General features: G+C 53.1%; 13 protein-coding genes. 7 read left to right on the top strand and 6 right to left on the bottom strand.

Features of this window, described 5'->3' with window-relative positions; translation table 11 throughout:
* Position 1: 1 nt before the first annotated feature.
* From HFP08_RS22060 to HFP08_RS22040, 5 genes are read left to right on the top strand one after another with little or no spacing between them, the layout of a single operon-like run.
* The gene (locus HFP08_RS22060; RefSeq protein WP_168122779.1) at positions 2-1,189 is read left to right on the top strand and encodes a YheC/YheD family endospore coat-associated protein; all 1,188 of its coding nucleotides are present in this window, start codon (positions 2-4) and stop codon (positions 1,187-1,189) included.
* Between the two features lie 48 nt (positions 1,190-1,237).
* Positions 1,238-2,611, top strand: coding sequence for a YheC/YheD family endospore coat-associated protein (locus HFP08_RS22055; RefSeq protein ID WP_168122778.1), 1,374 nt, complete (start codon positions 1,238-1,240; stop codon positions 2,609-2,611).
* Positions 2,608-3,762, top strand: a complete 1,155-nt coding sequence (locus HFP08_RS22050; RefSeq protein ID WP_481856595.1) for a YheC/YheD family endospore coat-associated protein — start codon at positions 2,608-2,610, stop codon at positions 3,760-3,762. Before HFP08_RS22055 ends, HFP08_RS22050 begins: the two co-directional genes overlap by 4 nt.
* 1 nt (position 3,763) lies before the next feature.
* A complete protein-coding gene (locus HFP08_RS22045) occupies positions 3,764-4,261 on the top strand; it encodes a GNAT family N-acetyltransferase (protein ID WP_168122777.1) in 498 nt (165 codons plus the stop codon).
* Positions 4,218-5,393 carry a YheC/YheD family endospore coat-associated protein gene (locus HFP08_RS22040; protein ID WP_168122776.1) on the top strand — a complete coding sequence of 392 codons (1,176 nt, stop codon included), beginning with the start codon at positions 4,218-4,220 and terminating at the stop codon, positions 5,391-5,393. The genes HFP08_RS22045 and HFP08_RS22040 overlap by 44 nt, the downstream gene beginning before the upstream one ends.
* A gap of 89 nt (positions 5,394-5,482) precedes the next feature.
* Here the strand turns inward: HFP08_RS22040 and HFP08_RS22035 are convergent, their stop codons facing one another.
* A complete protein-coding gene (locus HFP08_RS22035; RefSeq protein ID WP_168122775.1) occupies positions 5,483-6,166 on the bottom strand; it encodes an HAD family hydrolase in 684 nt (227 codons plus the stop codon).
* Positions 6,167-6,364: 198 nt separating this feature from the next.
* Here HFP08_RS22035 and asd point away from each other — a divergent pair, with 198 nt between their 5' ends.
* Complete coding sequence (asd, locus tag HFP08_RS22030) at positions 6,365-7,180, top strand: archaetidylserine decarboxylase (RefSeq protein WP_168122774.1); 816 nt, start codon at positions 6,365-6,367, stop codon at positions 7,178-7,180.
* A gap of 36 nt (positions 7,181-7,216) precedes the next feature.
* Here the strand turns inward: asd and HFP08_RS22025 are convergent, their stop codons facing one another.
* Entirely contained in the window at positions 7,217-8,002 is a 786-nt protein-coding gene (locus HFP08_RS22025; RefSeq protein ID WP_168122773.1) for a helix-turn-helix domain-containing protein, read from the bottom strand.
* 220 nt (positions 8,003-8,222) lie between these two features.
* Between HFP08_RS22025 and HFP08_RS22020 the strand changes: the two genes are divergently transcribed.
* Entirely contained in the window at positions 8,223-9,521 is a 1,299-nt protein-coding gene (locus HFP08_RS22020; RefSeq protein WP_168122772.1) for an aminotransferase class I/II-fold pyridoxal phosphate-dependent enzyme, read from the top strand.
* A gap of 118 nt (positions 9,522-9,639) precedes the next feature.
* On the opposite strand, the gene HFP08_RS22015 is transcribed toward HFP08_RS22020, so the two are convergent.
* From HFP08_RS22015 to HFP08_RS22000, 4 genes are all read right to left on the bottom strand, one after another.
* The gene (locus tag HFP08_RS22015; protein WP_168122771.1) at positions 9,640-10,887 is read right to left on the bottom strand and encodes an ABC transporter permease; all 1,248 of its coding nucleotides are present in this window, start codon (positions 10,885-10,887) and stop codon (positions 9,640-9,642) included.
* Positions 10,884-11,636: an ABC transporter ATP-binding protein gene (locus tag HFP08_RS22010; RefSeq protein ID WP_168122770.1), complete on the bottom strand. Its 753-nt coding sequence runs from the start codon at positions 11,634-11,636 to the stop codon at positions 10,884-10,886. The genes HFP08_RS22015 and HFP08_RS22010 overlap by 4 nt, the downstream gene beginning before the upstream one ends.
* 129 nt (positions 11,637-11,765) lie before the next feature.
* Positions 11,766-12,983: an S-layer homology domain-containing protein gene (locus HFP08_RS22005; protein WP_168122822.1), complete on the bottom strand. Its 1,218-nt coding sequence runs from the start codon at positions 12,981-12,983 to the stop codon at positions 11,766-11,768.
* Between the two features lie 118 nt (positions 12,984-13,101).
* Positions 13,102-14,562, bottom strand: coding sequence for a DEAD/DEAH box helicase (locus tag HFP08_RS22000; RefSeq protein ID WP_168122769.1), 1,461 nt, complete (start codon positions 14,560-14,562; stop codon positions 13,102-13,104).
* Between the last annotated feature and the right edge of the window lie 23 nt (positions 14,563-14,585).

Genomic DNA, 14,585 nt, shown 5'->3' with positions numbered 1-14,585 from the left:
AATGGAGAGAAGAGTTGCATTCGGCATTATGATTGCGCCAGGAATCGGCGGAGGCTTGCAAAGCGAGTACGGAAGTTCCATCCCCCCGGAGCCCCTGTTGTGCAAGGAGCTCTGTTTGGCGGCTGTCGAGCAGTCGATGATTGCGTATGCTTTCTCGCCGGCGGATGATTTTGATCGCGACACCGGCCGTCTCAGCGGCTATTGCTACGAGAAGGGCGCGTGGAGCAAGCGGCTCGTTCCCCTCCCGGATGTCGTCTATGATCGTTCCTTTCACTTCCGCGGCGATATGCGCAGGGCGACAGCTATTGCGCTCTCTCTCCTTCAATCCGTCCATCCATTCAAGCTGCTCGGCAGAGGGCTGCCGTCCAAGCTTGCCGTCTACGAGGGTCTCGGCAAGGAGGGGCGGATAGCAGCCTATTTGCCGCCAACCGCTCTCTATCAAGCCTTCGAGCAGATTGACAGGCTTCTATCGCGCGGCGGAGACTCCGGCGGAGTCATTCTCAAGCCCGCATCCGGCATGCAGGGAAGGGGCCTTATCCGCGTTGAGCCCTCACGGAGCGGGAAAGGATTTGTTGCGGAAGGAAGAGCCCGGAGCAACAAGCCCTTCTCCCTTTCTTTTTCGAAGAGACAGGCTTTGTCGGACTGGCTGAAGGCATTTACCGGAGAATCGCCTTTTCTCGTCCAGCCTTATCTGCCGCTTACGGACCTCCACGACAGACCTTATGATATACGCGTGCTGATGCAGAAGGACGGGCACGGCAACTGGAGGCGCACAGGCTCCGCCATGAGGATCGGCAAAGCCGATTCGATAACGTCGAATTTGCATGGCGGCGGAGAAGCGAGGCCCGCTCTGGACGCGCTGTCCGAAAATTTTGGCAAGCCCGCTGCCGAACGTTTGTTACGGAAAATCCATACAATAAGTGGGCATACAGCAACAAGTCTTGAATCTTGCTTCGGCAGATTCGGCGAGCTTGCATTCGATTTCGGCGTTGAAAAGAACGGCAGAATATGGATGCTGGAAGCGAATGCGAAGCCCGGCAGAGAAGCTTTCCGACAAATACAAGATTTGAACGCTTTGAAATTGTCCGTACTCAGACCGCTGAGCTATGCCCGCTATCTCGTTAATCGCCCCGAGCCGGCTTTCAAAGCCAGAGAGTCCGCATATGACCATCCAGCCGCGTCTCAATAACGATAGTGAAGCTGGACAATGGTCCTTAAACGTTCAGGAGGTTCATCGATGAGTTTGACAACTTGCAATGTGCATTTCTCACAACAATCCGACAAAATGGTATATCTGTCCAGTCCGTTATTCAAGCAACTTGGGCTGTCCGGCAATAGATTGATTCTTCTCAAGCTGGGCAATGAAATGATAACGGCATCCGTCAAGCAGCTAAAACGGTCGGGAAATCATCTCTATCTCCCCTCCTCCGTCCGCCATTCGATACGCATTCCGAAGTCCGGCCATGTGTACGTGCAGAAAAGCGGCGAGAACGAACTGAAGCTCGGGCCCCTCGTAGGCATTCTAACCGACACCATTCATCCGGGAGAGAGCTATCCCTTCGGAACGCGTTCCGGCTTTATCAAACAAATTATGCGTTCCGGCGATCGCAAGGCATACATGTTCGGCTTTACGCCCAGCGACATCAACTGGCAGCAGGAGACGGTCAACGGCTATTTCCTGAATGCCCAGGGAGGATGGTATCGGAGGATCGTACCGCTGCCTGACGTCGTCTACAACCGGCTGCCCAACCGCAAAGCGGAAACCTCGTCCTACATTAGCGCGGTCAGGGAACGTTTCGTCAAACGGCAAATTCCGCTGTTCAATTGGAGCTTCCTCAATAAAGCGGATGTCTATAAGCTGCTGGACAACGATCCCGAAGCGCTTGCCCATCTCCCGGAATCCGTTACCAATCCCTCCCCCGCCAAAATCAAGGAAATGCTGGACAAATATCAATTTCTGTATTTCAAACCCGGCGGCGGCAGTCTGGGCATCGGCATTTATCGATTAACCCGGCATTCAAGCCGCGGTTATTTCGCAAGATATCGCAAAGGCAACCAAAACGTGCTGGTAAGATACAGCAGCTTTCAAAGTCTGATGCGAATGCTTCAGCTCAGACTCGGCTCGCGCATGGAGCAATATGTGGCGCAACAAGGCATAAGACTTGTCGAAATCGACAAGTGCCCCCTCGATTTCCGATTCCATATGCATAAAAACGGCAGAAATCAGTGGGTGCCTGCGGGAATCGGCGCGAAGAAGGCGGGAAGAGGCAGCGTCACTACCCATGTCAAAAGCGGGGGCTCGCTAATGACGCCCGAACAAGCGCTCAGCAGAACCTTCGGCACGGAGGCGGGAGCGATTCTGGAGAAAGCAAAGCGCGTTGCGGTGAAGCTGTCGGAAGCGATCGAGCGCAACTATCCGCATCGCCTCGGCGAGCTCGGGCTCGATATCGGCATCGACAAGGGAGGCGAGGTGTGGATGTTCGAAGCAAACGCGAAGCCTGGCAGATCCATCTTCAAGCATCCTGCGCTTCGCTCCGAGGGCAAAGCGTCGATATCCTATATCCTGGATCATTGCCTCTATCTAAGCCGCTTCCAAGGAGGCGAGAGATGATGAGTCTCCTGCAAGAAGAACGTCCGACGATCGAAACTCCGCGCAAAAAGCCGGTGCTCGCGATATTGACAATAGACGATTCGCGCGGCGAGTTCCGCGGCAACCGCAGAAACTTCGCCGATCTGACGCGCACGGGAGAAACAATGGGCTTCCTGGTCTACGTGCTCACCATCAAGCATCTCATGCTTGCGCGCAAGAAGCTTAGAGGTTATGTCTATCAGAAGGAGACGAACAGCTGGAAGCAAGAGCTCCTGCCGTTTCCCGACGTCATCTACAATCGCATTCCCCAGAGGGAAGACGAGATGCTGCCCCATGTCCGGCAGAAAATCAGCGCTTGCCGAAGACATACGCGGGTCAAAATATTCAACCCCTCCTTCTTCAACAAATGGGAATTATTCGAATGGCTCCGGAGATCCAAGCTGACAAGACCTTATATTCCCGCCACGCGCAGATTGATGAACATCGGCAGTCTGGACCGATTAATGCGAAAACACGAATTTCTGTATCTGAAGCCTGAAAGCGGCAAAGCCGGCAACGGCATTATGACGATTCGAATGCAAAGCGGCAAGCCGTTGCCTTACCGATTGAAAATACAGGAAAATAAGAGCAGCTCCACCTATAATTGCGCGAGCGTCCCCAAGCTTTGGTCGCGCATTCAGAAGCAGAGCGGCGGCGAGGCCTACATTGCGCAGCAAGGCATTCATCTCGCCTCCTTCAAGGACAGACGCTTCGACCTGAGAGCGCTCCTGCAGAAAAATCGGTTCGGCCGCTGGGAGCTTACCGGTCTGGGCGCGCGCATCGCCGGCGCGTCAAGCATTACGACCCATGTGCCGCGCGGCGGAAGAATCGATGATCCGGAAAAGCTGCTGACCCAATCATTCGACGCCGAGCAGGCTCATATTCTATTACAGAAAGCGAACAAAGCCTCCTTGCTTATCGCCAAGCAAATCGAACGGGCATCAAGGCAAAGGCTGGGAGAGATGTCCATGGATCTGGGAATCGACACCAACGGAAATCTCTGGTTCTTCGAAGCCAATTCCAAGCCAATGAAATTCGATGAACCGCATATCAGGCAGAAATCGCTCGAGCGGATCTTCCACTACAGCGCCTATCTGGCAAAGAAAAAGACAAAACGAACGGGAGGATCGTAATATGGAGCTCCAGCACCTTACGCCTGAGGATTGGTTGAAAGAGAAGAAGCGATTGCTGAACTTCGCCATTCGCTTCGGAGAGAAAAGAATTACCGTCGCCGCCTTGCATTCTCTCCGCAGCTTGAAGCCGGAATCGCTGCAGCCCGATGAGAGGGGCTGCAGCGAAGCCGCCGTCGTTATTTCGAAGCATGGAGGCCGGATGACCGGTCTCGGATTTGCCGCTGACGGAGGCGAAGGCGGCTGCTTTCTTGTCGTGCACCCAAGCGCACGCAGGCTGGGCACGGGCTCCTCGATTATGAGGGCGATTATGAAACGCATCGGCTTCCTGACCTGCGATGTCGCTTCGGACAATGTGCCCAGCATGGCGTTATGCTTCGCTCTGGGCATGAAAGCCGTCTCCATTCATAGAGGACCGACCGGCAAATCAACCCTCCGCTTCGAAAGGGGAATCCAGCATGACCCAGCCCATACTGGGCATATTGACTCTATATCTCAATGACGCCGGCGTAGTGGAGGAAAAGGCGATGTTCCGCAAGATGACCATCGAGGGACGAAAGCTGGGTCTGAGGGTTTTCGTCTTCACGCCCCAGGATGTGAATCATGACAAGAAGCGCATTCGCGGGCTGCATTATAACGAATCCACACGTGCCTGGTACAGGAAATGGACCTCCTTCCCCCATATGATTTTCGATCGATGCCGCATCCAGCAGACGCCCAGGTTCCAGCAGCTCCTGAAATTCCGTTCGCGATATCAGCATTTGACCTTCTTGAATCGTCCGCTCCGCAACAAATGGACCATCCACTCCCTACTGGCCAAGGACGAGAGATTCAGTTCCTTCCTGCCGAAGACGCGATACATCGACAGCGTGAAGGACATTCACAGCATGCTTCGCAGTCACAGACTGTTATATCTGAAGCCCGTCAACGGAACGGGCGGGCGAGGCATCCTGCGCATCGAGAAGCTGCGAGGCGGACGTCTGCTCGTGCAAGGACGCAATCAAGACAGGCGCATCGTGCAGCCGCAGCGAATGAACGAGAGTCAGCTGGACAGCTATCTTGGCAGATGGGATCTGAAGAACATTCGTTATATTGTTCAGCAAGGCATTCAATTAAAGCTGAAGGATGGAAGAGTTCACGATTACCGTCTTCTCGTGCAGAAGAACGGCAGCGGTGAATGGCAGGTAACAGGCTGCGCGGGAAGAATCGGCCCGCCTGGAAGCATTACGGCCAACCTTCACGGCGGAGGAAAAGCGGTGAAGATGGATGAGCTGCTTAAGGAATGGATAACGGATGAAACCAAAATCAGCAGCGTGAAATCGAGCGTATCCGAATTTGGAATAGCCGTGTCGCAATATCTGGAGCTTTGCTACGGCGCCTTATGCGAGCTTGCGATCGATATCGCCATCGACAGACAAGGAAAGATATGGATGATCGAGGTCAATCCCAAGCCCGCCAGAGAGGTGTTCGCCCGCGCCGGAGAGGGAAATGCCTATATGACGGCGATTCGAAGGCCTCTTGAATACGCAATCTGGAAGCATCAACAGAAACAGAAGAACCCCCGCCCAAACGGGACGAGAGAGGCTGCTCTCTCCGGCGAACGCGACTATGACGAGAGAGAAACAAATGGATGAATACGAAATCAGCCTGCCCGTTCCATGCCGGGCAGGCTGATTCTGCTATAGGCGGAGCGCTGACGGCCTGAAGCCGGCTTTGGTTGTCGCTACCAGAGCAGCTCTCTGAAATCGGATATTTGCCGGTCTGCTCCTCCAAGCTCGGAAGCTTTCCCGTAGCCCGCATACGCGCAGCCGATTGCTTGAATGTCGTTCTTCTTGCCCGCTTCCACATCGGAGGATCGATCACCGACCATCCAGATCGACGATTTGTCGTCCACGTTATCAAGCCCATGATCGCGCAGCAGCCTGGCGACAAGATCGACCTTGCTGGCGGTCGCAAATTCGCCCGCGCTGTACAAGCCTTGAAACAAATGGTCGATGTCTTTGAACTTCGCCACTCCCTTCACATAATCCTCCAGACCGTTGGAGGCGACGAACAGCTTCACGCCTCGAACGTGCAGCTCCTCCAAGGTTTCCCTTACATGCGCGTACAGCATGCCTTCTCCCGCCTGCAGTCCTTCCAATTCATACTGCAGCAGCAGCTCGTCCGCTCTCCTTCTCGCCTCGATCGTGCTATCCGGCATCACCTTGCGCCACAAATCGTCGAGAACCATGCCAAGACAGGCCAGCAGCTTCTCTACCGGCGGAGCATCCTGCATGTATAAGCCTTCCTCGCGCAAGGTTTGAAATACCCGTCGATGCACCTCGATCAACAGCGTATCCGTCTCGAATAAGGTACCGTCCATATCGAATATGACGGCAAGGGGTTTTGTCTGAGCGATGTTGTTCATTCTTGTCTTCCTCCTGATCATGAATCTGGCTTCGACCACTTTCTCTATTCTAATCGAAAAGGGGTTATACAGTCGAATTCTCGCAGGATCAGCCTCCGGCAAACTATTGATTCTTAAGAAGGATTATGTCAAACTGTTGGATGAACAGGAGCTCGTCGCGGCTTTGCTGTTTCTTTTTCAGAAAAGGATGTGTTGGTATTGGCTGGTTCCAAATGGGTAGCGAGAACATTGACGGAATTAAGCTCTCGCAAGTGGTTATCCAAGCTCGCAGGGTCAATCGCGCAATCTTCCGCAAGCCGACTGTTTATCCCCCGTTTCATTAAGCTCTACAGCATCGCCGAGCAAGACGCAGAGAAGGCGGCTTCCGAATATCGCACCTTGAATGAATTTTTTACGCGAAGGCTGAAGAAGGGCTTGCGCCCCGTTCACGGAGACGAGAATACGCTGACCTCTCCCGTAGACGCCTTGATAACCGCGGCAGGTCATGTCTCCCGGGGCATCTTGCTTAATATTAAAGGACAGAATTACACCATTAACGAATTGCTCGGCGGATCGCCGCGGGCAGCCCAATATGATAATGGCTATTATTTCGTTCTCTACCTCAGCCCGACGGATTATCACCGCATCCACGTCCCTGTCAGCGGCAAGATTATGGAAAGAGATCATCTGAAAGGCAGAGTATATCCCGTCAACGACTTCGGCCTTACGCATATGAAGAGAGTGCTCAGCCGCAATGAACGGCTGGTCACTTATATGACGCACAAGCATGGAGAGGCTGCGATCGTGAAGGTAGGCGCCATGAATGTCAGCAGCATCAAATACGTTCTTCCGCTGAGGGATGTCATGGCGAAGGGTGACGAGCTCGCCTACTTCGAGTTCGGCTCCACCGTCGTGCTCCTTCTCGAAGAGAGCGCCTTCGAGCCTCGCGCAAATCTCGCCGTTCCATCGAAGATTCGCATGGGCGAAGCCCTCGGCGAATGGCATAGCAGGCATGAAGAACCCCAATCGTCCTAGAGAGACGATTGGGGTTCTTCATGCGTTCATGACGCATTAGCGAATTTCAGAGGGACTTCTGCCCGTATATTGCTTGAATTGGCGGCTGAAGAAGAAGATATCCCGATATCCGAGCGCATCCGCCACCTCGGTCACGTTCATGCCGGCATGCATGAGCAGATGCTGCGCCCGCTCGATGCGGGTGCGTATCATGTAAGTCTGCACGGACATGCCGATCAGCTCCTTGAATTTCATGGAGAAATAGCGCGGCGAAAGCTGCGCTCTCGAGGCCAGATTCTCCACCCGATGCGGTATGCCCGGATTCTGACGAATATAGTTGGCGATTTCGTGAATCGCTTCCGTCAATTGATTGCTGACCTTCTTCTCGATCGGCGCTTCATTGTCCGCGCGAAGCAGCCCGATCAAGAGCTGCTTCAGCACCAGCCTCGCCTCTTCCTCCGCCGCGTATGTCTCAACCAGGAACAGCCTCACGTAACGCGAGAGCATATATTCGAAATCGACGGTGTCCGACAAGACGCGATATCGCTCTGGAACCTGTTCGATTTGCTCATTGACGGCAAAATGAATATAAGATAAAACAAGCGGCTTCTGCGGATGATGAGTGGCGCTCGTATAATCGCCCGGACGGAACAGAAAACAGCTTCCGTGACCCACCTCGTAGTGCGTTCCGTTAACCTCGACCTCTCCTTCGCCGCTCCAAACATAGAACAAGTCGAAATTTGCCATGGGCTTCTCCCGCCTTGCCCATCTCCAGCCCGGCTCGCAGACGATTTTCGCGAATGACGGGAGCAAACCAAGTGAATCAGGTGACACATGCAGCATGTACGAACCTCCTCTATTCCCATTATAATTCATCCTTTTTTTCAAGCAACATCAATCGGGATCAAAGTACGCCCATTATCGAAAAAAATCAAAACGATCATGGTCTGACACGCTTAAAGATGATATAATATCACGAGTCAAACATAGATTGAAAATGCGAACCTTTCTATATTTCAATAAGATTTCAAAACGGAGAATTCGGAAGGATGGAATGCAATCCATGAACCCATTAGCAGAGCAATTAAACGAAACCTTGCAGAAAGAAAACCCGCATATCTTCGCCATGCTGTCGAAGCTTGGCCGCGACCTCTACTTTCCAAAAGAGGGAATTCTCAGTCAATCCGCTGAAGCAAAGGCGAAGGCGAAGAAGTTCAATGCAACGATCGGCATTGCGATTGAAAACGGCGAGCCTATGCATCTGAAGCTGATTCAGGATACGCTTAGCAGCTATAAACCAAAGGATTTGTACGAATATGCGCCTCCCGCGGGAAAGCCCGAGCTTCGCTCCGCGTGGCGCGCGAAAATGATCAAAGAAAATCCGGCCGTTGAAGCCAAGGGCTTCGGCAACCCGATTGTCACCAACGCGCTTACGCATGGACTGAGCATCGTCGCGGATCTGTTCGCTGACAGCGGAGACGCCGTCGTTATTCCCGACAAAAACTGGGAAAATTATGAGCTCACCTTCGGCGTGCGCCGCGGCGCGGAGATGGTCGAATATCCGCTATATAATGAAGAAATGCAGTTTAACAGCGAAGGCTTCCGTCAAGCGCTGCTGGCTCAGAAGGATAAAGGCAAAGCCATCGTCGTGCTGAATTTCCCGAACAACCCTACGGGATATACGCCCGGACCGAAGGAAGGAGCGGAAATTGCCGCGGCGATTGTCGATGCGGCGAATGAAGGCGTGAATGTGGTCGCCGTGACGGATGACGCCTATTTCGGATTGTTCTTCGAGGATTCCATGCAAGAATCTTTATTCTCGCAGCTTGCGGATGTTCACCCTCGCGTGCTGGCGGTGAAAATTGACGGAGCGACCAAGGAAGAATATGTTTGGGGCTTCCGCGTAGGCTTCATCACCTACGCTTCGAACTCGCAGGCTGCGCTTGCCGCCTTGGAGCAGAAGACGCTCGGCATCATTCGGGCTACGATTTCCAGCGGCCCGCATCCTTCGCAGACCTTCGTCCTTCATGCGCTCCAGTCTTCCCAATTCGATGATCAGAAGGCTCAGAAATACGCGGTCATGAAGGGACGCGCCAACTGCGTCAAGGATTTGCTTGACAGCGGCAGATATGATGGAGCGTGGACCTACTATCCGTTCAATTCCGGTTATTTTATGTGCCTGAAGCTAACCGAAGCTTCAGCCGAAGCGGTTCGCAGCCGGTTGCTTGATCCATACGGTATAGGCACGATCGCACTTGGCGAGCATGATCTTCGGGTAGCTTTCTCTTGCATTGAAGAAGAGAATCTGGAGGAGCTGTTCGATACGATTCACCAAGCCGTGCAAGATGTCCTTGCCGACTAAGCCTCCGTCGCCTGGCAATGATGAAGAGCCCCTCCGGACATTGGATTAATAATGTCTGGAGGGGCTTTTTGTGTCTCATCTTACTTTTGCGGCGATCTGCCCTATGCGAACCCGCTTGTCACTCTTCCTCTGCTTCCAGGGCAAGCTTCTTCCGCATGCGCGCGGGACGAATCGCAGCGTAGCCCAGCGCTGCGGCTATAGCCGCCAACGCCGGCAGGAATACGCCATGCAGGAGCATTGGCGCGGCAGCTGCCAGCCACAAAGGCAAGAGCCCAATCAGCAGCGCGCTTCGGTCTACTCGAATATATTGCCGGACAAGCTCATCGCCTGGCAGCGGGTAGACATGCTTCCATACGGAGAAACGATGCACCTGTCTTAAACCGCCTAACTGCAAGCTATAGATGGAAGAAAACAAACCATAGACAAGCGCGGCTGCCCAGCCATCCCAGGTCAAGGCGTCTGCGGACCAATAGGTGACCAACGCTCCCAACAGCAAGATTCGAATCAGTATTCCCGCGATTTCGGTGCGGAAGAGGGAAGCAGCGAACAAATAAACATAGGTATTGCGCCGTCCGAATCCAATTCTCGGCAGCATCCAGGCGAGATAGGAGCGTCTCGAGACGGTTGCGGACAAGATGGGCACATCGATGAACATGCCGAAAAAGACGTAATAGGCTTTCCGTATGCGCTCTTCCTCCTGAATAAGCCGATACCATGGAAATGCCTGCTTCTTCGTCGCTCGATTCACGGAATAGGCGAGCAAACCGCATAGCAGCATAAACAAGCTCGCTTGCCACCAAACGCATAGCAGCCACGCCGCAAGGCTGGCCGCGGTCAGCATCCAGCGAAGGAGACGGTTGATTCGTCTCCTTCCGGACCATGCCAGCTTGCGCTCCTGCCAGCCGAGAGCGGCATTCCCGAACTGCAAAGCCGTTACGCCCAAAGCAAGCAGCCAAGGATTGATGTTCGCGTCGCCTTGCACATAAATCGGAAGATAAAGCAGCAGCACAGCCGCTGCAATCAAACCATTGAAGAAAAGCGATCTACGGTATGAAAGTCTTATGTATTCGCCCATCCCGTGCTCCCTCGGCATTAAATACACAATATCCGCTTGAGTCAGATAGGTGCGAAGCGGACTCCAGCCCATAACAAGCGTCAAGACGACAATGCCTACTGCAGCGATTGGAAAGTGAGCGGGCAAATCCCTGATCAGCTTGAAATAGCCTATAGCCGACGCAATGAAGAGCAGTGACAAGAAGGAAGGAAAACCACTCTGGCCCATATAGCGGAAATAAGGAATCGTTTCCTTGCGAAAGCTTCTCGCCCTCGTCTTCCATAATGCGGCAAGGCTTTCTCGTTCGGTCATGGAGCAGCTCCTCCTGCCACCAGCTTGTAGAAGGCGTCCTCCAGCGTTCCGCTATTCGGATGAAGATCCGCTGCGGCTCGAATATCATTCATCTCGCCTTGTGCGGCAATTCGTCCCTGATGCATAATGATGAAGCGATCGCAGTAGGCCTCGACAGTCGAGAGCACATGGGAGCTCATGAGAATAGCCGCCCCGCTTTCCTTCACTTCGACCAGCCTGTCGAGCAGCGAGCGTATGCCAAGCGGATCAAGGCCGAGGAACGGCTCGTCGATAATGTAGAGAGCGGGCGCGGACAGAAACGCGCTCATAATCATTACCTTCTGCTTCATGCCCTTGGAGAGATGGGCTGCAAAAGCCTTGCGCTTCGATTTCATCTGAAATTCATCCAGCAGCATCTCCTTCCGCTGCTCGTATAGCTGCTCCGAAACGCCGTAAGCCATGCCGCTTAACCGCAGATGCTCCTCAACTGTCAACTCATCGAACAGCACAGGGGATTCGGGCACATAGGCGAATGCTCCCCGATACCGTTCCGGATCATCCTCCAGCCTCGAGCCGGCAACTCTTATTTCTCCCTGATGCGGAGTCATAAGGCCCAGAATATGCTTGATCGTCGTGCTTTTTCCGGCGCCGTTGAGCCCCATTAATCCAACCATTTCCCCAGCTTTAATCTGAAAGTCGATCCCGTGCAGCACTGGCCGCTTCGGGCTGTAGCCGCCTGACAACTGATCGACTTGCAATATGGTATTCATTCCTATCACCTTCAAATAGCCAGATTATAATTCCCAGCCTTAAGCATACCGAAAATATCCGTTAATATCAAAAGCCCATGCAGAATATAATTCTGCACGGGCTCGAGGTTGAAACAGGAACGACTGCGGTTACTTGATGGTAATCGATTCGACTGTTTCGTGATGACCCGCGATTTCGACTAATTGGCCAACCTTCAACAAGGAAGAATCTCCGACGATCGCAACATCATCATCTACTGCGTAAGTACTTTGTGTTACCGTGGTTTCTGCCGGAATATTCGTAATGGTGATCGAATTGAGATCCGCTTTCGAATCAAAGCCGAGGTTTTGGACAATGCCCAGCTTCGTGAACGCCGCGTTCTCTTCCGCTTTCTTCGTTACTTCGATGAATACAACCTTCTGATTATAAGTGCGCAAGAACAGCTCGTCACCAGCCTTCAAATCGCTGATCGACGCTTTCTTGTCATCTCTGAATATGAACACAGTAGGGTCAATCGCAAGAGTTTGTTCGCTTCCATCTGACTTGACCAACGTCATATTGCCGCCGGATGGAGCGGCTTTAAGCTCACCATAGATCGCTTGGGCGTCCTGATCCGGCATCTCGCCGTCCGTGCGGTCAAGCAATGCCGCCAGCTCCGCTCTAGTGACCGGTTGATTCGGACGGAAGGTCTTCACGCCATTGTCGTTATAGCCTGTAATTATACCTTTCTCCAAGGCCAATGCGACATAACCGACGGCTCCGGCCGGAATTTGGTCGGCATCCTTGAAGTCAAGCTGGGCATTGTTCATCTTTTTGGCTTCATCGTCAAGCTTGAGCGCTTTTACGAGCAGAATCGTTGACCATAGACGAGTCGCGTTCTGCTCAGGCTTAACCTCTGTTTCTGTCTCCGCGAACAAGTCGTTCTCGAGCGCGACAGCTACATAACCAACCGCCCAAGGATATTTCGAAGCGATTTTATCCGCATCTTTGAAATTCAGCTCTGTGCTCATCTCGGCCGCGGATTCCGCTTGATCCTGAAGGCCCATCAGCCTGACCGCCGCGGTTAAAGTTTCGATTCTCGAAATTTTCTGCTGCGGCTTGAAGGTGCCGTCCTCGTAGCCGTTGAATACGCCCTTTGACGCCAGGCGCATAATATATTCAAGCGCCCATTTCAAATCGTCTTCATCCTTGAATTTCCACGTTATCTTATGATTTTTCTCTTTGTATTCGCCTTTCCCGTCATCTTTATTTCTTCCGTTGTTGCCGTCATGCCCGTTTCCATGCGCGAATGCCGCCGATGCGCCTCCTGTCATCATTACCACTGTCATACCCGCTATTGTAGCCTTTTTAAGCCAATTTTTCTTCATCAAGAAAACCACTCTCCTTGGATTCGATTTGCGGATGAACCGCTTTCTTCCTACGCCCATACCTTTCGGGCATAGAAAAAAGTTTCAAGGGGTGGTTTTCAATTTCATGACTATTTACCTATTCGGGCTTTGCGGAGCTCCTTTTCTCTTTCAACCATTTCGGAGCACCTTTGTTCTTGCCTTCGCTCTTCACGATCTTCTTCTTAGGTGGCTTCGGAGTTAGTTGACGGGAATTGCCATCGCTCACCTTCCCAGCATTCCCATAAGACTGCGGTTTGGGATTGGCGCTTTGATTAGAGCTGACCGCCGCGCTTTCGCTGGAATGATTGTCAGGATGCTTAAGCTCTTCCGTCCTGGATTCATCCACCTTTCGGGCAGCGACAGTCTTGCGCTTTCCTTGAGCCGCTTGGCCCAGCTTCGGCTTGGTCGCTTCCCGAAGCTCCTCGCTCGTCAGCAGGCTGCCCCGGAACATGATTCGTTCCTGCAGATTGACGCCGAGCTGTTTGCGGAATTTCTCCATAATGAACAGCTCTTGAGGCGTGACGATCGTAATAACCGTGCCCTCTCTCCCCATGCGTCCGGTCCTGCCGGCGCGATGCACATAATGATCCGAGTCTGTCGCAGGATCAAGCTGCAGCACCAAGGGCAATCCTTCAATGTCGAGACCTCTGGCCGCTACATCCGTCGCCAATAGCAGCTGACATTGTCCTTCCCGGAATCTGGCGAGCGTCGCCGCCCGCTTCTGCTTATCCGAATCCCCGTACAGGGTTTCGACGTCAAAGCCTTCGTAGCTCAGCTTGGATTGCCAATTCGCAATTTCATCCGTGTCGTTCAAAAACAATAAGGCAGTCCGCGGCTTCAGCATTCGGACAAGCCGTCTAACGGTATCCGCCTTGTCCCGTTTGTCGCTCACGACAAAATAATTGCTTACCTTCTCGGACACGCGATGCTCGGGCGTCAATTGAATTCGAATCGGATTACGCATCCATCGGCCTTCGAACCTGGCCATTTGTTCAGGATGCGTCGCCGAGAAGAACACCATCTGACGCTCCTTGCCCATACTGAACAACAGCGTCTCCACTTCCTTCGTCGAGCCAAGCTGGAACACCTGATCCGCCTCGTCAATAACGACATGCTTCACCTCTTGAAGCTTGAGCTTGCGCAGCTTCAAGAGCTCGTGAATTCTGCCCGGCGTACCTATGACAAGCTGAGGACGAAGCTTCAATTTCTCGATTTGCCGCTTCATTGCCGCACCGCCGATTAATTGCTGTACCCGAATGCCAAGCGGCTCCGCGTATACCTCGGCAACGCGAACGATCTGCATCGCCAGCTCCTGCGTCGGCGAGAGTATGACGGCCTGAATCGCGCTTGAATTCGCTTGAAGCTGCTGCAGCAGCGGCAGCAGGAAGGCCAGCGTTTTCCCCGTTCCCGTCTGCGATCGAGCGGAGACATCCTCTCCCTTCAATAGTAGAGGAATCGTATTCGCCTGCACCTCGGTGGGTTGTTCAATACCGTTCTGATTCAAGCATTCGATTAGAAGATCTCGAATGCCGAGTCCGCTCCATGTTTTTTCGCTCATTCTATTACCCTCGCTTATCTGAA

This window comes from Paenibacillus sp. HB172176 (genome assembly GCF_011947265.1).
In the GTDB taxonomy this organism is placed as follows: domain Bacteria; phylum Bacillota; class Bacilli; order Paenibacillales; family Paenibacillaceae; genus Pristimantibacillus.
The sequence above is the reverse complement of the archived record's forward strand: the minus strand, read 5'-3'. Positions and strand labels throughout refer to the sequence as shown.